This is a genomic window from Actinomyces denticolens, from assembly GCF_002072185.1.
Taxonomy (GTDB): Bacteria; Actinomycetota; Actinomycetes; order Actinomycetales; family Actinomycetaceae; genus Actinomyces; species Actinomyces denticolens.
On sequence record NZ_MVIW01000018.1, the window covers coordinates 26,386 to 44,557 of the forward strand.

Genomic DNA, 18,172 nt, shown 5'->3' on the forward strand with positions numbered 1-18,172 from the left:
AGATCCTATGAGCACCGGGCCTTACGACCCGAATATCCAGTACGACGCCGCTCCCGCCTCCCCCACTGGCCCTTCGACGCCGATGGGCGCCCCTGCCGGCGGCCCGCCCGCCTACGGCATGGGCGGGCAGTACCCGGCGCCCGGGCAGGCGCCGCCAACGCCCCCATCGACCAAGAGGAAAGGCATCATCGCCCTCATCGCGGGGCTCGCCGTCCTCAGCCTCCTCGTCACCGGTGGGATCCTCGCCGCCTACAAGGACTCCGGCGACTCTTCCGACTCCGCGGCAGGCGGCTCATCGGCGAGCACGGGGGCTGACTCGTCCGGCGGCAAGCTGGGCGACAAGGCCTCGAAGGCCGCGGTGGGGGACTGCATCGACTCCCTCACCAGTCCCAGCGCGACCATCGTGGCCTGCGACGATGCCGGCGCCGCGTTCAAGGTGGTGGCCGCCTCCACCACGAAGGAGGCCTGCGCGACCACGCCCGGCGGCGACTACTTCGACGACTCCACCTGCTACAACGACCTGAGCACTGGGATCCCCGTGGAGGAGTCCGTCAACGACGCCAAGGCCGGCGACTGCGTCGCCGCGGATGACACCGACTCCTCGAACCCCTCCGTGCGCAAGACGGATTGCTCCACGACCGGAGCGCTGCGCGTTGAGGGGACGCTGCCCGGGGTCTCCGGCGTGCCGACGATCGCCATTCCCACCATCGATGTGAGCAACCCCGGCCCTGCACCGACCCTGGAGGACGTGCGCACGCAGTACATCATCGACCAGTGCGTGGCGGCGGGCTCGACCGGCACCACCGCCGTCTACTCGTGGAACCTCGGCGGCACCAGCCTGACGGGTTTCCAGACGGACACGCCGTCGTCCTACGACGCCGTCCTGTGCCTGAGCCAGGGCGCCTGACCGACCGGGGCGCCGCCCGACGATGGGCCCGATGAGAAGCGGGAGGGGACTGATCCCCTCCCGCTTCTCGTCCTCCGGCTCTCGTGGCCCAGCGGGATCCCGCGCTGGGCGCGGTCAGTACCCGGCCATCTGCTCCAGGCGGCGAATGCGATCGGCCATCGGGGGGTGGGTGGCGAAGAGGTTCTTGACGCGGCCGAAGGGGTTGGCGATCATCATCGAGCTCACCGGCTCCATGCGCGGGTCCCGGGCCATGGGGGCGGCCGCGATGCCGCCGTCGAGCTTGCGAAGGGCGCTGGCCAGGGCGAGCGGGTCGTTGGTGAGGACCGCGCCGTCGTGGTCGGCGTCGTACTCGCGGGTGCGCGAGATCGCGAACTGGGTGACGGTGGCGGCCAGCGGGGCGAGGAGCGCCAGGAGGAGGACGGCCAGGCCGTTGCCCTCGCGGCGGTCGCGCCCGGCGCCGAACCACAGGGCCATGGTGCCCAGGGAGGAGATCACCCCGGCGATGCCGGCGGCGATGGAGCCGGTGAGGATGTCGCGGTTGTAGACGTGGGAGAGCTCGTGGCCCAGCACGCCGCGCAGTTCGCGCTCGTCCAGGAGCTGGAGGATGCCCCGCGTGCAGCACACGGCGGCGTTGGCGGGGTTGCGACCGGTGGCGAAGGCGTTGGGGCTCATCGTCGGCGCCATGTAGAGGCGCGGCATGGGCTGGCCCGAGGCCGCCGACAGCTCGGCGACCACCTTGTGCATGACGGGCTCCTGGGCGGCGGTGACCTCGATGGCGCCCATGGAGCGCACGGCGAGCTTGTCCGAGTTCCAGTAGGTGTACGCGGTCTGGGCCACACCGATGAGTGGCATGATGAACAGGAAGATCGAGGAGCCGGTCCCCCGGGTGAGCAGGTAGCCGATGAGGATGAGTAGGCCCCACATGCCGCCGAGCAGGGCGGTGGTCTTCAGGCCGTTGTGGTGGTTGGTGCCTCGGTAGATCGCCGACATGCCGCCAGGGTAGCCGAGGAGTCTGTGCGCGCCCTGTGCGCCGGCCCCGGTCGGCCCCGCCCCGAGCTCGGTCCGCAGAAACCGTCTCGGCCCGCATTTGCGCCCTCGAACTACGAGGATGAGGGCGCAAATGCGGGCTGAGACGGTATATGGAGCACGAGGGCCGCAGACGCGAGAACTCGGGCGGGATGAGGGGCGGCGAGGCAGCCCGGGCAGTCCCCCGGACCTCCCGGCCTCCCCTCCCCCGCTCTCCTCAGAGCCGGTGAGCGACGCGCTCCGGGACGCGGGAGGGGTCGGGGGCCCCGATGAGGTCGGCGGGGATCTCGGTGCCGCGCGAAACCGCGGTCATGGCCTCGCGGGAGACCACCTTGACGCGCTCACGGGGCCTGGACTCCCCGCTGCTGACCGTCACCTCGCCGTAGGCCTCGCCCAGACCGCGCTCGTAGGCGTCGAGGAGCTCCCAGCCGTCCCAGGTGGTGAAGGGAACGCCGCGCTTGTTGAGCAGGAGCATGACGGCGTCGTGCCCGACCTGGTTCTCATCGGCGGTGGTGGCGTGGAGCAGACCCGCCTGGGCGTCGGCCACGAGGTTGGAGACGGTCTCCTGGGCATCGGACTTGGTCGAGCCGATGAGCCCCACGGGGCCCCGGCGGATCCAGCCGGTGGCGTAGATGCCGGTCAGCGGCTCGCCGCCCTCGCCCAGGACCCTGCCCCCGGCGTTGGGCAGCACATGGCGCTCGGCGTCGAAGGGCAGGCCCTCGATGGGACTGCCGGCGTAACCGATCGCCCGGTAGACGGCCTGGACGGGGAAGTCCCGGAACTCCCCCGTGCCCTCCACGCTCCCGTCGCCGGTCAGGCGCGTGCGCTCGACTCGCAGGCCGCGCACATGGCCATCCTCATCGGTGAGGACCTCGCTGGGGGCGGAGAACAGGTGGATGTGGATGCGGTGGGAGGCGGTGAGGTCCTCCGGCTCGGCCATGGCGTAGCCCTCGAGGGCCTTGACCACCTGGCGCTGCTGGTTGGAGGCGGCGAGCGCCGCCTGCGAGCCCTCGTCGTACTCGAAGTCCTCCTCGTCGACGAGGACGTCGACGTCGGGCTGCTTGCCGAGCTCGCGCAGCTCCAGCGGGGTGAACTTGACCTGGGCGGGGCCGCGGCGCCCGAAGACGTGCACGTCGGTGACCGGGGAGCGGCGCAGCTCGGCGGCGACGTTGGCGGGGACCTCGGTGACCATGAGGTCCTCGGCGTGCTTGGCCAGGACTCGGGCGATGTCGAGACCCACGTTGCCCACGCCGATGACGGCGACCTCCTTGGCGCTCAGGTCCCAGGTGCGGGGGTGGTCGGGGTGGCCGTCGTACCAGGAGACGAAGTCGGCGCCGCCGTGGCACTCGGGGGCGTCGGCCCCGGGGATGCGCAGGGGGGCGTCGGTGTCGGCGCCGGTGGAGAAGATGAGGGCGTCGTAGTGCTCGCGCAGCTCGTCGACCGTGATATCGCGACCGACCTCGACATTCCCGATGAGGCGGATGTCCCCGCGCTGGAGGATCTTGTACAGCGCGACGATGATCTGCTTGATGCGGGGGTGGTCGGGGGCGACGCCGTAGCGCACCAGGCCGTAGGGGGCGGGGAGCCGCTCGAAGAGGTCGATGTTCACATCGAGACCGGACTTGGACAGGATGTCCGAGGCGTAGATGCCCGCGGGGCCTGCCCCGATGACGGCGACGGAGAGAGGGCGGGTGCTCACTGGGTCTGGCTCCTGGTGTGAGGGGGTCTGGGGGCGATCCTGGCTCAGCGTGCCACGGAAGGCTGGGACGACGACGGGCACAGTCTAGATACTTCGGACCCCCTCACCAGCAATGGCCCAGGTGATGGACGCCTCTCAGGCGGCCGGGGCGCCTTCCGGCCGTCCCGGATCGCCGCTAGGGTGGGTGGGACCGCGAACGCATCGGCCGACCCTGCCCTGAGAGGCCCCAGCGATGAAGCGCCGCTCCTTCCTGCTCTCCGCCCTGGGGGCCCCGACGATCCTGCCGGGCCTCGCCCTGGCGGCCTGCGCCCGGCGCCCCGAGGGCGAGGTGCCGCCCGGCGGGGCGACCGCCTCCTCGGCGGCCCCGTTCTCGGGCCCGTTCCCGGCGCCATCGCCGGGCTCATCCAGCCGTGCCGCCCCGACCGCCTTCTCCCCCACCGCCGCTCTCCCGGGACTGGGCGTCGACATGCTCGCCGACGCCGGCCTGTGGTGGTCGATGGATGACCGCTTCGTGTTCCGCGGCGACCACCCGAGCTGGTGGTACGCGGATCTGTCCACGGGAGCTCTCAGGCTCCTCACCGCCGATGGCGGGGCGCTGGGGTTCACGGAGGCGACCGCCGCCGAGCTCGGGCGCGGAGGCGACCCCCATGGGGCCACCCAGGCGCTCTCGGACGCGGTGGCCGTCGTCGATCCGCGCGGCGCCTGCGCCTACAGCCTGACCACGGCGGTGGAGATGGGCCCGCCCCAGACCGGGCGGTGGGCGGCCACGGTCCTCAAGACCGAGTTGGCCTCGGGCCGGATCCTCGCCTCCCGGGAGCTGGCGCTTCCCGCGAGCGCGCCGACGGCGAAGGGATCGGCGCGCCTGGCCGTCTCCTCGGACGCGCTGCGCCTCGCGCTGGTACTGGCGCCCCCGCCGGACAGCCCCACCGGGCCCTGCTGGATCGAGGTCCTCTCCACCTCCGACCTCTCCACCGTCCTCACCGACCCGCAGGGCGCTGGACCCGCAGCACTGGTGGGCATGAGCGGCGACGCCGTCATGGTCGGCGCGCCCCCCTCCGCCGCCTCCTCGTCGGCCTCACCCCCGTACCGCGTCCTGTCCACCGCCGATGGCTCCCTCCTCCTGGAGGTCGCCACGCGCGATGCCCATCTGCTGGGCGGATGGCTCTACTGGTCCGTGCCGGACCAGGCCTCCTGGCGGGCCATGGACCTGGCCACGGGCTCGACCTCGGACCTGGGAGCGGGCCCGCCCGGCGCGGCGAGCCACCCGGACGCCTGGCGCTGCGGCGACTACTCCGTCATCCGCTCCTCGGCGGCCGCCGATCTGCGCGCGCTCGGCTCCCCCACCCCGACCTTCACCTGGCCGAACGCCGACGGCGCCGTCCCCACGGGCCTGGCGGTCTACGACGATGTGCTCTACACGGTCTTCGACTCGCGCCCCGGGGAGGTGGTGCTCACGGACCTGCGCACGGGCGAGGAGCTCGCCACGGCGTTCATCCCCGGCGATCTCACCTCGAGCGCCGCCAGGGCGCTCGAGGTGACGCATGAGGGGATCGGGGCGATGGACCCCCGCGGGAGGGCGTCCTTCCACGCCGCGACAGCGTGGCGCTGAGCCCCGGAGGGGCGCGGCGCCTCAGCGCGGGGTCCCCCGCTCGTCGGCGACGACGCGGCCGGCCTCGAGGGTGAGGCAGCGATCGGCGATCCGCCGGGCCTCCTCGTCGTGGCTGACGATGAGCACGAGGGCGCCCTCCCGGGCGGCCTGGGCGGCGGCGTCGTGGATGATGCGGGTGGAGCGGGCATCGGCGGCGGCGGTCGGCTCATCCATGAGCAGGATGGCGGGGCGGCTGACGAGGGCCTGGGCGACGAGCACCCGCTGACGCTGCCCGCCGGAGACCGCGGAGAGCTGGCGGTCGGCGAGGTCGGCGATGCCCAGGAGCTCCATCACCTCGCCCACGCGCCGCTTGTGGGCGCGCGTGAGCGGGCGCAGGAGGCCGGTGCTGCCCCAGCAGCCCATGGCGACGGCGGCGCGGACCGTCAGCGGCATGCGCTCGGGGATCGGCGGGGCCTGGGGCACGAGGGCCGCTCGCGCGTCGGTGGGGCGGCGCTCGATGCTGCCGCCCGCAAGCGGCAGAATCCCGGCGACGGCGGCCAGGAGGGTGGACTTGCCCGAGCCGTTGGGGCCGAAGAGGCAGGTGACCTCGCCCGGGACCAGATCCAGGCTCACGCCGTCGAGGGCGAGCACCTCGCCCCTGCGCACAACGGCGCCGCGCAGGGCGAGGCCGCCCGCCGACTCGGCGCCGACGCCGGTCGCGAAGGGCGCCGAGGCGGGTCCCGGCCCCGAGGACGTGGGGGCGGAGGCCGCGGGCGCGCTCACTGAGTCCCGCCGGGGTGTGGGGAAAGGCATGCGACGAGCATAGCGTGACAACCGCGAACGATTATCGTTACGCTTCGCATGTGCACTACCTCCTCGACCCGCTCTCCCTCGGGTTCTTCACCAACGCCCTGACCGGAGGAGTCCTCGCGGCGCTGGTCTGCTCGGTGGCGGGCACCTGGGTGGTCATCCGGGGCATGGGGTTCCTCGGGGAGGCCATCGGCCACGGCATGCTGCCGGGGGTGGCGATCAGCGCCCTCATCGGGCTGCCCACGCTGGTCGGCGCCGCGCTCAGCGCCACCGCCATGGGCGTGCTCGTCGCCCTCCTGTCCCGGCGGGCCCGCCTCTCCCAGGACACCGCCATCGGCATCACCTTCGTCCTCATGCTCTCCCTGGGCGTCATCATCGTCTCCCGATCCCGCTCCTTCGCCACGGACATCACCGCGATCCTCTTCGGCGACATCCTGGGGATCAGGAGTGATGAGATCACCGTGCTCATCGGCACGCTCATCGTCGTCCTCATCGTGGGCGCCGTCATGATCCGCCCCTTGACGGCGCTGTCCCTCGATCCGGGCATCGCGCTGACCCTGGGGATGCGCCCGGCACTGGCCCAGGCCGGCCTGACCCTCCTCATCATCGCCGCCGTCGTCGCCTCCTACCGGGCCGTGGGCACCCTGCTCGTGGTGGCGCTCCTCGTCGCCCCGCCGGCCACGGCCTCGCTGTGGTCGAAGTCGATCCTCGCGATGACCGCCTGGGCCGCCGTCATCTCGAGCGCCTGCGTCGTAGTGGGCCTGTACATCTCCCTGTACGCGGACACGGCCGGCGGCGCCACCATCACCGCCACGGCCGCGGGCGTCTTCCTCCTGGCCTCCGGGGCCGCCGCCCTGATCAGTGCCCGTCGGCGCTCAGACCGCCCCCTCCCCTGCCCTGCAACCACGAAGGAGCACGCGTGAGACTCCCCCAGCGCATCCGCACCGGCCTCGCCGACCGGACCGGCCGAACCGGCACCGCCGTCGTCGGCGCCTCACTGGCCGCCGCCGTCGTCCTCGGCGCCTGCTCGGGAGGCTCGCCCTCCGACGCCACCGCGAGCGCCACAGCCCCCGACGCCTCAGCGGGGGCCAGTGCGGCCGCCCAGGAGAGCGGCCAGGGTGATGGACACGGCCACATCGACGGCGCCACGGAGCTCTCCGAGGCGCCCCTGTCCCTGGTGACCGCCTCCTCCGACGGTCAGGTGAGCCTCCTCGACCTCACCGACGACGGCGCCCCGACTCCCATCACCTCACTGCCCGGCCTGACCGCCACCGCGTCGGACTCCCGATTCGTGGCCCTCACCGGGCCGGACGGGGCGCTCAGCCTCGTGGACTCAGGGGTGTGGACCTGGGACCACGGCGACCACCAGCACTACTACCGCGCCACCGCCCGCGATCTCGGCGCCGTGGGGATGAGCGGGACGGCCGGCGTGGCCTCCACCAACGCCCGCACCGTCATCGCCTCGGGCACCACCGCCACGGTCCTGGACCGCCAGGCCCTGGGGCAGGGGAGTCAGAGCGCCCTGGCGACCGCCACCATCGACGCCGGATCCTTCGCCGCTCCGCTGGGAGAGAGGACCGTCCTGGTCTCCGGGGGCCGGGCCGGCATCATCGACGACGCCGGGCAGGCCGTCGGCCAGGGCGTTGCCTGCCCCGCGGCCTCCGGCGGCACCCTCACCCGCGCCGGCATCGTCCTGGGGTGCCAGGGCGGCGCCGTCGTCGCGCCGGAGCCCTCCTCCACCGCGACCGCCGAGCCGCCCTCCCTGGAGTGGGTCCCCCTGCCGGACGAGGCCGCCGGGACGAGGATCGTCTCCCTGTCCAACCGGGCCCGCCGCTCCCAGGTGGCGGCCCTGGATGAGACGGGCGGCGCCTGGCTTCTCAGCGTGCGGGACAGGAGCTGGACGCGGGTGACCTTTGGGGCGCCCGTCGTGGCCGTCTCCGCGATGGATGACACGCGCAAGCGAGTCGTGGGCATTGACGCCGAGGGACGCGTGCGCGTGTGGGCCGACGGCGCCGAGGCCACGGTCACCGAACCCATCGCCGACCCCGCCCTCGCCGCGGCCGTCGGCCTTCGGGGCACCCCCAAGCGCGTCTACGCCCCCGGCGCCGGTGGCGCCTCCGTCCTGGAGATCGACGCGGCCGACTCCGCCCGCGTGGCCCGGACGATCCCCGCTGCCGGCCTCGTCTCCTTCGAGGTGGTCGGGGCATGAGGCGCCGGGACCTGCTCACGCTCCTCGCGCTGTCGCCCCTGGGGGCCGTCGCCGCCTGCGAGGGCTCCGAGGACGACGCCGGCAAGCCGTCGATCGTGGTCACCACGAACATCCTGGGCGACGTGGTCACCCAGGTGGTGGGCGACCAGGCCGTCATCACCACCCTCATGGCGCCCAACGCGGATCCGCACTCCTTCGGCGTCTCGGCCAAGCAGACCCTCGCCATGCGCGACGCCGCCCTCCTGGTGACCAACGGCCTGGGCCTGGAGGAGGGGCTGGCCAGCAATATCGAGAGCGCCAAGGGCGATGGCGTCGTGCTGTTCACCGCCGGGGACCAGTTCACGCCCATCGAGTACTCCTCCGATGACGCCTCCGGCCCCGACCCCCACTTCTGGACCGATCCCACGAGGATGATCGACGTCGTCAACGGGCTGGAGGGCGCGCTCGGCAAGGTGCCGGGGATCGACGCCTCCGCCCTGGCCGCCTCCGCCACGGCCTACCGCGACAAGCTCACCGGGGCCGATGAGGACATGTCCACCCGCTTCAGCGCGATCCCCCAGGACAAGCGCGCCCTGGTCACCAACCACCACGTCTTCGGCTACATGGCCGCCCGCTACGGCTTCCGCATCATCGGCGCCGTCATCCCCGGCGGATCCACGCTCGCCGCGCCCAGCGCCTCGGACCTGGAGGAGCTCTCGACGGCCGTGCGCGACGCCGGCGTGAGCGCGATCTTCGCCGACACCTCGCACTCCGACCAGCTCATCACCGCCCTCAAGGACTCCACCGGGCAGGACATCCAAGTGGTCTCCCTGTTCACCGAGTCCCTGTCCGCCCCCGACGGCGAGGCCCCCACCTACTTGGACATGCTCGCCGTGAACACAGACCGCATCACCACGGCCCTCACCGCGTGAGGACCGATCCCTGCCGATGACACGACCCAGCCAGAAAGGACATCTCATGTCATCCTCCACCTCGTCACGCCCGCGCCTGGCCGGCGCCTCGCGGCGCGGCGCGCTCGTCGCCGCCCTGAGCGCCACGGCCCTGGCCCTGGGCGCCTGCGGCTCCGTCTCGAACGACGCCTCGTCCAGCGCGGCCGCCTCCGCGAGCGCCTCCGGCGAGGCGCACGAGCACCAGCACGGCTCGGACCGCTTCGTCTTCGCCTATGACGGCGGGGTCAAGGTCGTGGACGCCTCCACCCTGGAGGAGGTCGCCGACTTCCCCCTGAGCGGCTTCCTGCGCCTCAACCCCTTCGGCGACAACGAGCACGCCCTCATCACCACGGAGGCCGGCTTCCAGGTTCTGTCCACCGGCGCCGGCGGCGGCGAGGCGAAGCTCACCGACCTCGTCTTCCCGGCGAACAAGGGCGGGCACGTCACGCCCCACGGCGATTGGACCGGCCTGTTCGCCGACGGCAGCGGGGAGATCACCTTCGTCAAGGCCGACGCCCTGGGCCACGACGCCGATGAGACCGTCACCAGCCTGCCGAGCACCGAGAAGATCGCCTCCGAGGAGGCCCACCACGGCGTCGCCGTCAAGCTCTCCGACGGCACGGTCATCCGCACCCTGGGCAACTCCGAGACCCGCAAGGGAGCACTGGCCCAGGACGCCTCGGGCACGGAGCTCACCCGCTCCGAGGAGTGCCCCGGGGTCCACGGCGAGGGCGTCATGAAGGATGAGGCCGCCATGCTCGGCTGCGAGAACGGCGTTCTGCTGTACAAGGGCGGATCCTTCACCAAGATCGCCAGCCCCGACGCCGACTACGGGCGCGTGGGCAACTCCTACGTCACCGACTCCTCCCCCATCGCGGTCACCGACTACAAGGACGACCGCGACGCCGAGGGAGTCAACCTGCACCGCGTGGGCCTGCTCGACTCGGCCGCCGGCAGCTTCTCCGTCGTCGACATGCCCGCCGGCGCGGAGTACACGTGGCGCGGCATCAAGCGCGACGGCGAGGACAACGCCTGGGTGCTCGGCACCGATGGGGCCCTGCACAAGCTCGACGTCGCCTCGGGGGCCTTCACCGATTCGATCCCCGTGATCGCCGCCTGGGAGCCGCCGGCCAAGTGGCAGGACGCCCACCCGGCCCTCCAGATCTCCGGCTCGACCGCCTGGGTGACGGAGCCGACCACCAACAGCGTCTACAAGGTGGATCTCACCAACGGGGAGAAGACCTCCAAGGCCTACTCGGTGACGCCCAACGAGGTCGCCTTCGCCAAGCACACGCACGCCGATGGCTCCGAGCACCACGACGAGGAGCACGAGCACACGGCTGAGGCCACGCACTGAGCGCATATGAAACGGCGGGCCCTGCGGCGGAGAGCCGCGGGGCCCGTCCCGTGCTCGGAGGAGCGCCGGCGCGCCGTTCCCCTCCCGGGCGGACCGGACCTCAGGCGGCGCGGTCGACGAGCTGGTGGGCGAAGTCCTCCAGGAGTCCCCGCACCACCCGGGCGCGCTCGCGGGCGTCGGCCAGGTCCGTCTCCAGATCCTCCCCGCCCCGGCCGTCGGCGGCCAGGCGCTCACGGGTGCCGGTCAGAACGGCCTCCTCCAGACCCTCCAGGCCGGCGATGGCGTCGTCGGCCCAGGAGATCGCCATCTCCCGGGTGCGCTGAAGAACGGGGTGGGCGCGCAGGCGGTCGACGACCCCGGCGAGGACCACGGGATCGTGCAGGTCCGCGGAGGAGATGTCGGAGAGGATCGACTGGCCGGCGGCGTCGAGCTCCCCCGCGGCCAGGGCCGTGCGCAGCAGGAGGACGGGCATGGTGTCCACGCCCTCGAGGAGATCCGTTCCGGGGGTCTTGCCGGTGACCTCGGAGTCGGAGGCCAGGTCGATGACGTCGTCGGCGAGCTGGAAGGCGATGCCGATGCGCTCGCCGAACTCCTCGACGATGGCCTCGACCGCGGCGCCGGCGCCGGTGAGCATGGCGCCGTATCGGGCGGACACGGCGATGAGCGAGCCGGTCTTGTCCGCGAGCACCTGGATGTAGTGGTCGACGGGGTCCGTGCCCGCGGGGCGCCCGAGGGTCTCGTGGAGCTGGCCGGTGCACAGGCGCTCGAAGGTGCGCGCGTGGGCGAGGGTCGCCTCGGGCCCCAGGGCGGCGATGAGCTGGGAGGAGCGGGCCACGAGGATGTCGCCCGCGAGGATGGCCGCCGAGTTGCCCCAGACGGTCTGCGCGCTGGGAGCGCCGCGCCGCAGCGGGGCGTCATCCATGACGTCGTCGTGGTAGAGCGTGGCGATGTGGGTGAGCTCCACGGCCACGCTCGCGTCCCTCACCGCCTCACCGGTGGCGCGCTCGGGGGCGCCGAGCTGGGCGGTCAGGAGCACGAGGGTGGGCCGCAGGCGCTTGCCTCCGGCCCTGGCCAGGTGGGAGGTGGGAGGGTTGATGGTCTCGTCGGCGTTGCTGACGATCGACATGAGCCGCTCCTCCACGGCGTCGAGGGCGGGGGCCATGCGGCCCTCGAGTTCCGGGGCGCTCAGTGGCGACGGTGTGGTCACGGGATGAGCATAGCCGCGCGGCCGAGCGTCGTGAGCACGCCCTGGGGCAGGACGCCGAGGAGGACCGTGACCAGGACGGCCATGGTGATCGCGGCGGCCGCGGTGCCCTGGGAGCCGACGATGGTGACGCCCTCGCCCTCGGGGGCGCGGAAGTACATGAGCACGACGAGCCTGAGGTAGAAGAACGCCGTGGCCGCCGAGCTCGCGACCGCGATGACGACGAGCCAGGTCGCCCCGCCGCCGATACCGGCGACGAAGAGCTGGAACTTCGCGATGAACCCGCTGGTGAGCGGGATGCCCGCGAAGGAGAGCAGGAAGACCGTCATGGCACCGGCGAGCCAGGGGCTGCGCTGGGCCAGGCCCCGGTAGTCGTCCAGGCTGGTGGCCTCGGCGCCCGCTCCCCCGCCGTGGGACTCGCGCACGAGCGAGACGATCCCGAAGGCGCCGACCGTGGCGATGCCGTAGGCCAGGGCGTAGAAGAGGATCGCGGGGATCGCGCGCCGGTCGTAGGCGATGATGCCGATGAGCATGTAGCCGGCGTGGGCGATCGCGGAGTAGGCGAGCATGCGCTTGACGTCGCGCTGGACGATGCCGACGACGGTGCCCACCGCCATGGTGAGGATGGCGATGGTCCACAGGACCGGGGCCAGGTCCCAGCTCAGCCGCCCGCCGACGACGAAGAAGAACCGCACGAGCGCGAGGAAGGCGGTGGCCTTCACCCCGGCGGCCATGAAGCCGGTGACCGGGGTGGGGGCTCCCTGGTAGACGTCCGGGCTCCAGGCGTGGAAGGGGGCGGCGGCGATCTTGAACAGGAGGCCCACGAGCACGAGGGTGACGCCGACGAGAACGAGCCGGTCGGCGCCCGGGACGGCGCCGGCCACGGTGGCGTCCAGTCCCGGCAGGAGCCGAGTGCCGGCCCGGGTGACGGTGGCCAGGTCCCCGTAGAGCACCGAGCCGGAGGCGCCGTAGAGGAGGGCCGAGCCCATGAGGAGGAAGGCCGAGGCGAAGGCCCCCAGGACGAAGTACTTCATGGCGGCCTCCTGGCTGAGCAGGCGGCGGTGGCGGGCCATGGCGGCCATGACGTACAGCGGCAGCGAGACGAGCTCGAGCATGACGAACAGTGAGATGAGGTCGCTGACCACCGGGAAGAGGATCATGCCGGCCAGCGAGAACAGCGTGAGGGGGAAGACCTCGGTGGCGACCCACCCGGCGTGGATGGACTCGCTCTCCTCGGCGCTGCCGGGGCGGTCGGCGGCCTGCGCGGCGAACGCGGAGTCTCCGACCTCGGTGCGGTCCGAGATCACGAGGATGGACAGCAGGCCGATGATGAGCACAACGCCCTGGGCGGCGATGCCGAAGTGGTCCTCGTTGAAGCCGACGACGAGGTGGCTGGGCGCGGCGCCGTCGACGACCACGCCCCAGCGCCACACGAGGGCGACCATCGCGCCGAGGATGGCGAGTACGGCGAGGGCCGTCTGGGCGAGGTGCCGGGCGCGGCGCGGCATGAGCGCCTCGATGAGCACGCCGAGAATGGCGGCTCCCAGGATGATGAGGACCGGGGCGAGGCCGTCCCACTGGATGGACGGGGCGGTGAAGCTCACTTGCTGCTCCCTTCCGTGACGGGGGCCGTGGCGGCGGGCCGGGGTGCCGCCTGCGCCATGGTGGTGGCGGTCTGCGCCCCGACGCCGTCGAGGATGCCGGTCAGGGCGGCGGGCGCCAGGCCGAGGACCAGCATGGCGACGAGGATGGGGGCGACGACGAGGCGCTCACGGCCGTCGAGGTCCTGGCTGCCGACGCGTTCGGGCGCCGGCGCTCCCGTGAAGACCCTCTGGTAGGGCAGGAGCATGTAGACGGCGGCGATGATGACGCCCAGGAGCGCGAGGATCCCGTAGACGGGCTCCACCGAGAAGCTGCCGGTGAGGACCATCCACTCGGGGATGAAGCCGGACAGGCCCGGCAGGGCGATGGAGGCCAGGCCGGAGAAGAGGAAGGTCCCGGCGATGAGCGGCATGACGCGGGCGATGCCGCCGAGCTCGCTGATGCGCACGGTCCCGGTGCGCCGGGCCATGAACCCGGTGATGAGGTAGAGGCCGGCGATCGACAGCCCGTGGGCGACCATGTAGACCATGGCCCCGACGGCCGCGATCTGGTTGCCGATGAAGATCCCCAGCACCATGAAGCCGAAGTGGCTGATGGAGGTGTAGGAGATGAGCCGGTAGAGGTGGTCCTGGCCGATCGCGGCGAGCCCGCCGTAGATGATGCCGACGATCGCCAGCGGCAGGACGACCGGCGCCGCCCAGCGGGAGGCCTCGGGGAAGATGGGCAGGAGGATCGCGATCATCCCGTAGGTGCCGATCTTGTCCAGGACGCCGATGAGCAGGACGGAGGTGCCCGGCGTGGCCTGCTCGGCGGTGTCGGGCAGCCACGTGTGCAGCGGGACCATCGGGGCCTTGATGGCGAAGGCGATGAGGAAGGTGATGAAGATGCCCCGGGTGACGCCCGTGGAGGAGGTCAGCCCCTGGGACAGGTTCTGAATGAGGTAGAGCTCGCCGTCGTCGGCGCCGTGGGGCGCGTAGACCGCCAGGGCGACGACGCCGATGAGCATGATGAGTCCGCCGGCCAGGGAGTACAGGAGGAACTTGATGGCGGCGCGGCGCCGGTCGGGCCCCCCGTAGCGGCCGATGAGGAAGTAGACGGGGATGAGCATCGCCTCGAAGACGAGGTAGAAGAGGAGGACGTCGCGCGCGGTGAAGATGACGACGATGAAGGCCTCGAGGGCCAGGATGAGCCCGGCGAATCCCGCCTGGCGGTCCGCGGGGATCTCGCCCCAGGAGGCCAGGAGCACGATCGGCACGAGGAAGACGGCCAGGAGGAGCATCGCCAGGCCGAGGCCGGTGACGCCCAGCGCCCAGGACACGCCCATGGCGGGGATCCACTGGCGGGTCTCGGCGAGCTGGTGGACGGTGCCCGCGTGGGGGTCGAAGAGGATGGCGGCCCAGATGCCCAGGCCGAGCTCGACGAGCGAGATGACCAGGCCGAGGCCGCGCGCCTGGCCCCGGACGGCGGGGACGGCCAGGAGCAGGGCCCCGACGAGGGGGACGAGCACCATGATGGAGAGCACCGGGTAAGGGCCCGTGGCGACGGTGAGTGTCTGCATGTGGCGGTGTCCTCTCAGAACCTGGTGGCCAGGACGGCGATGAGGGCCAGGACGGTGCCGGCGGCCATGTAGCCGGCGTAGGAGCGCACGTAGCCGGACTCGGTGCGGCCCACGAGCCGGCCCAGCGCCGCGGTGCCGCTCGCCAGGCCCTCGACGGCGCCGTCGACGACGTAGCGGTCCGAGGCGGTCGCGGCCAGGACGAGGCCCTGGCCGGGTCGCATGGCGATGGCCTCGTTGATCGCGTCCTGGTGCATGTCCTTGCGCGCCGCCTCGACGAGGGCGCTGCCGGGCTGGACGACGGTGGCCACGGGACGGGCCGCGTACATGAGCCAGGCGGCGAGCGCGCCCGCGATGACGAGGCCGAGCGTGGCGCCCATGATGATGGTCGCCGGCAGGACCGGCTCGCCGTGCTCGGCGTGGCCGGTGACCGGCTCGAGCCAGGTGACGAAGGCGTCCCCGGCGGACAGGGCGCCGCCCAGGCCCATGGAGAACACGGACAGGATGAGCAGCGGGAGCGTCATCATCCATCCCGACTCGTGGGGGTGGACGGGGCCCTCGATGTCCTTCTCGGTGGTCCAGCGGGCCTTGCCGTGGAAGATCATGAAGAAGAGGCGGGACATGTAGAAGGCGGTGATCCCGGCGCCCACGAGGGCGATGGAGCCCAGGATCCAGGGCTTGACGCCCTCGCCGACGAAGGCGGCCTCGATGATCTTGTCCTTGGACCAGAACCCGCTGAAGGGCGGGATGCCGAGGATCGCGAGCCAGCCGATACCCATGGTGGCCCAGGTGAGCGTCATGGCGGTGCGCAGGGCCCCGAAGCGGCGCATGTCGACCTGGTCGCCCATGGCGTGCATGACGGAGCCGGCGCCCAGGAAGAGCTGGGCCTTGAAGAAGCCGTGGGTGAGCAGGTGGAAGATGGCGAAGGCGTAGCCGATGGGGCCCAGGCCCGCGCCGAGCATCATGTAGCCGATCTGGCTCATGGTGGAGGCGGCGAGCACCTTCTTCATGTCGTCCTTGGCGCAGCCGATGATCGCGCCGAGCAGGAGGGTGATGGCGCCGACGATCGCGACCGCGAGCTGGGCGCTGGGGGCTCCGGCGTAGATCGCGCCCGAGCGCACCATGAGGTAGACGCCGGCGGTGACCATGGTGGCCGCGTGGATGAGGGCGGACACCGGCGTCGGGCCGGCCATGGCGTCCCCCAGCCACGCCTGGAGCGGGAACTGGGCGGACTTGCCGCAGGCGGCCACGAGGAGGAAGAAGCCCATGGCGGTCAGCCAGCCGGCGCTCACGCGGCCGTTGGCGGCGGCCGGCAGGACGGAGTCGAAGGCCACGGAGTGAACTTGGGAGACCATTGCCATCATGGCCGCCAGGAGGCCCATGTCCCCGACGCGGTTCATGATGAAGGCCTTCTTGGCGGCGGTGGCGTTCTCCATGCTCTTGTCCCGCGCGGCGCGCGGGTCGTCGGCGTCGGCGGTGTTCCAGAAGCCGATGAGGAGGTAGGAGGCCAGGCCCACGCCCTCCCACCCGACGAACAGGGTGATGTAGGAGTCGCCGAGCACGAGGGTGAGCATCGCGGCGATGAAGAGGTTGAGGTAGGCGAAGAAGCGGCGGCGGTCGCGGTCGTAGCTCATGTAGGCCACCGAGTACAGGTGGATGAGCGAGCCGACGAAGGTGACCAGGCCGACGAAGGTCAGGGACAGGGGGTCGACGCGCAGGCCGATGTCGATGCTCAGGCCCCCCGCGCTGAACCAGTGCCACAGCTTGGTGCTCATGATCCGCTGGCCCGCGGGCATGCCGACGACCTGGGCGATGATCGTCAGGCCCAGGACGGCGGTCAGGACGGCGGCCGTCAGGCCCAGCCAGTGGCCCCAGGAGTTGGAGCGGCGGCCGGCCACCAGGAGGATCGCGGCACCTGCGGCGGGGATCGCGATGAGGAGCCAGGCCAGCGCGGCCGCGCCGGTGGCGGCGTGGGGGGCGTGCCCGGCGGAGACGGCGGGTGCCAGTGCGAGGGGAAGTGCGCCCATCATGCTCACGTCAGCCCCTTCAGTTCTTGAGCAGGTTGATGTCGTCGACAGACACTCCCCTGCGGGTTCGGAAGATGGACACGACGATGCTCAGGCCCACGACGACCTCGGCGGCGGCCACGACGATGACGAAGAAGGCGAAGATCTGCCCCGTCAGGTTGCCGTGGATGCGGGAGAAGACGACGAGCACGAGGTTGACGGCGTTGAGCATGAGCTCGACGCCCATGAGCTCGATGATCGCGTTGCGGCGCAGCAGCACGGTGAGCGCGCCGAGGGCGAACAGGATGATCGCCAGGATGATGTAGAGGCCGATGCTCACTTGTCCTCCTCCTTCGCCTCGGGCAGGGCGGGATCCTGCGCCGGGGCCTCGGGCAGCGCCGGGGCGGCCACGGGCTGGATCACCGACGGGGCGGCGGCGCCGGGCATGGAGGCCATGCCGGACTGGGCGACGCGAGCCTCGGTGCGGGCGCGGATCCGACCGGCCCGGGCGGCGGCCGCGGTCTCGGGGGAGACCTCGGCCAACTCGTAGCCGAGGTCCCGGGCCTGCAGGACGCGGGGGACGGAGTCCTCGACGGCGGCGCCGTCGGCGTCCAGGGCGGGGGCGGCCGCGGAGTTGGTGGCGGCGTAGACGCCCGGCATGGGCCGCTGGCCGGGGTGGGCGCCCTTGATGGCGTAGTCGCGCAGCTTGTCCTGGGCGATCCGCGCCTGGGAGCGCTTGGGACGGATGCGCTGGCGGTGCGTGAGGGTCAGCGCTCCCAGGGCCGCCACGATGAGGAGCATCGCGGTGAGCTCCATGGTGACCACGTGGCGCTCGAACAGGGCGGTGGCGAGCTCGGCGGGATCGGCGGCCGAGCCGGAGTCGAGGCCGGCGGGGCGCGGCAGGGAGGTCTGCCAGACCGCCAGGCCGAGGGCGCCCGCGAGGGCGGCGCCGATGAGGGCGATGAGGGGGACCTGCGCCCGGGAGGTGGTGGCGCCCACGGGCTCCTCCCCGCCGACTCCGACGAGCATGATGACGAACAGGACGAGGGTCATGATCGCGCCGGTGTAGACCACCACCTGGGTGACGCCCAGGAAGGGGGCCTCGTTGGCGATGTAGAGGATCGCCAGCCCGATCATGATGACGATCATGTTGACCGCTGCGGCGACGGCGCGCTTGGCGGTCAGCAGGCCGATGCCGCAGGCGATGGTCACCAGGGCGACGACGCCGAAGAGGATCGTCTCGCCGAGGGTCACCGTCCCGGAGCCGCTGAGGGCCGCGG

15 protein-coding genes are annotated in these 18,172 nt (G+C 72.2%); 6 read left to right on the plus strand and 9 right to left on the minus strand.

What is annotated here, in order from left to right:
* Window positions 1-7 precede the first annotated feature (7 nt).
* Window positions 8-907, plus strand: coding sequence for a hypothetical protein (locus tag B1H55_RS12525; protein WP_073451004.1), 900 nt, complete (start codon window positions 8-10; stop codon window positions 905-907).
* A 114-nt stretch (window positions 908-1,021) separates the two neighbouring features.
* On the opposite strand, the gene htpX is transcribed toward B1H55_RS12525, so the two are convergent.
* On the minus strand, window positions 1,022-1,897 hold the full coding sequence (gene htpX / locus B1H55_RS06690; protein ID WP_073451003.1) for a zinc metalloprotease HtpX: 876 nt from the start codon (window positions 1,895-1,897) through the stop codon (window positions 1,022-1,024).
* Between the two features lie 253 nt (window positions 1,898-2,150).
* The gene (locus B1H55_RS06695) at window positions 2,151-3,632 is read right to left on the minus strand and encodes an FAD-dependent oxidoreductase (protein WP_073451002.1); all 1,482 of its coding nucleotides are present in this window, start codon (window positions 3,630-3,632) and stop codon (window positions 2,151-2,153) included.
* Between the two features lie 232 nt (window positions 3,633-3,864).
* Here B1H55_RS06695 and B1H55_RS06700 point away from each other — a divergent pair, with 232 nt between their 5' ends.
* Window positions 3,865-5,241, plus strand: coding sequence for a hypothetical protein (locus B1H55_RS06700; protein ID WP_077240197.1), 1,377 nt, complete (start codon window positions 3,865-3,867; stop codon window positions 5,239-5,241).
* Window positions 5,242-5,262: 21 nt separating this feature from the next.
* On the opposite strand, the gene B1H55_RS06705 is transcribed toward B1H55_RS06700, so the two are convergent.
* Window positions 5,263-6,033 carry a metal ABC transporter ATP-binding protein gene (locus B1H55_RS06705; RefSeq protein ID WP_077240196.1) on the minus strand — a complete coding sequence of 257 codons (771 nt, stop codon included), beginning with the start codon at window positions 6,031-6,033 and terminating at the stop codon, window positions 5,263-5,265.
* A 50-nt stretch (window positions 6,034-6,083) separates the two neighbouring features.
* Here B1H55_RS06705 and aztB point away from each other — a divergent pair, with 50 nt between their 5' ends.
* Genes aztB through B1H55_RS06725 form a run of 4 tightly spaced genes read left to right on the plus strand, consistent with a single transcriptional unit; the run spans window position 6,084 to window position 10,525 of the window.
* The gene (gene aztB / locus B1H55_RS06710) at window positions 6,084-6,953 is read left to right on the plus strand and encodes a zinc ABC transporter permease AztB (RefSeq protein ID WP_077240195.1); all 870 of its coding nucleotides are present in this window, start codon (window positions 6,084-6,086) and stop codon (window positions 6,951-6,953) included.
* Complete coding sequence (locus B1H55_RS06715; RefSeq protein WP_077240194.1) at window positions 6,950-8,239, plus strand: hypothetical protein; 1,290 nt, start codon at window positions 6,950-6,952, stop codon at window positions 8,237-8,239. Before aztB ends, B1H55_RS06715 begins: the two co-directional genes overlap by 4 nt.
* Window positions 8,236-9,150 carry a metal ABC transporter substrate-binding protein gene (locus B1H55_RS06720; protein ID WP_073450998.1) on the plus strand — a complete coding sequence of 305 codons (915 nt, stop codon included), beginning with the start codon at window positions 8,236-8,238 and terminating at the stop codon, window positions 9,148-9,150. The genes B1H55_RS06715 and B1H55_RS06720 overlap by 4 nt, the downstream gene beginning before the upstream one ends.
* A 46-nt stretch (window positions 9,151-9,196) precedes the next feature.
* On the plus strand, window positions 9,197-10,525 hold the full coding sequence (locus tag B1H55_RS06725; protein WP_077240193.1) for a hypothetical protein: 1,329 nt from the start codon (window positions 9,197-9,199) through the stop codon (window positions 10,523-10,525).
* A 100-nt stretch (window positions 10,526-10,625) separates the two neighbouring features.
* Here the strand turns inward: B1H55_RS06725 and B1H55_RS06730 are convergent, their stop codons facing one another.
* The 6 genes from B1H55_RS06730 to B1H55_RS06755 all read right to left on the minus strand — a co-directional run.
* Entirely contained in the window at window positions 10,626-11,687 is a 1,062-nt protein-coding gene (locus B1H55_RS06730; RefSeq protein WP_077240192.1) for a polyprenyl synthetase family protein, read from the minus strand.
* Between the two features lie 41 nt (window positions 11,688-11,728).
* The gene (gene nuoN / locus B1H55_RS06735; RefSeq protein WP_077240191.1) at window positions 11,729-13,333 is read right to left on the minus strand and encodes an NADH-quinone oxidoreductase subunit NuoN; all 1,605 of its coding nucleotides are present in this window, start codon (window positions 13,331-13,333) and stop codon (window positions 11,729-11,731) included.
* A complete protein-coding gene (locus B1H55_RS06740) occupies window positions 13,330-14,889 on the minus strand; it encodes an NADH-quinone oxidoreductase subunit M (protein WP_073450994.1) in 1,560 nt (519 codons plus the stop codon). Before B1H55_RS06740 ends, nuoN begins: the two co-directional genes overlap by 4 nt.
* Before the next feature lie 14 nt (window positions 14,890-14,903).
* Window positions 14,904-16,913, minus strand: coding sequence for an NADH-quinone oxidoreductase subunit L (gene nuoL, locus B1H55_RS06745; RefSeq protein WP_077240247.1), 2,010 nt, complete (start codon window positions 16,911-16,913; stop codon window positions 14,904-14,906).
* Window positions 16,914-16,932: 19 nt separating this feature from the next.
* Complete coding sequence (nuoK, locus tag B1H55_RS06750) at window positions 16,933-17,232, minus strand: NADH-quinone oxidoreductase subunit NuoK (protein WP_073450993.1); 300 nt, start codon at window positions 17,230-17,232, stop codon at window positions 16,933-16,935.
* On the minus strand, window positions 17,229-18,172 hold a 944-nt coding region (locus B1H55_RS06755; RefSeq protein ID WP_080461653.1), incomplete at its 5' end, for an NADH-quinone oxidoreductase subunit J. The genes B1H55_RS06755 and nuoK, both read right to left, overlap by 4 nt.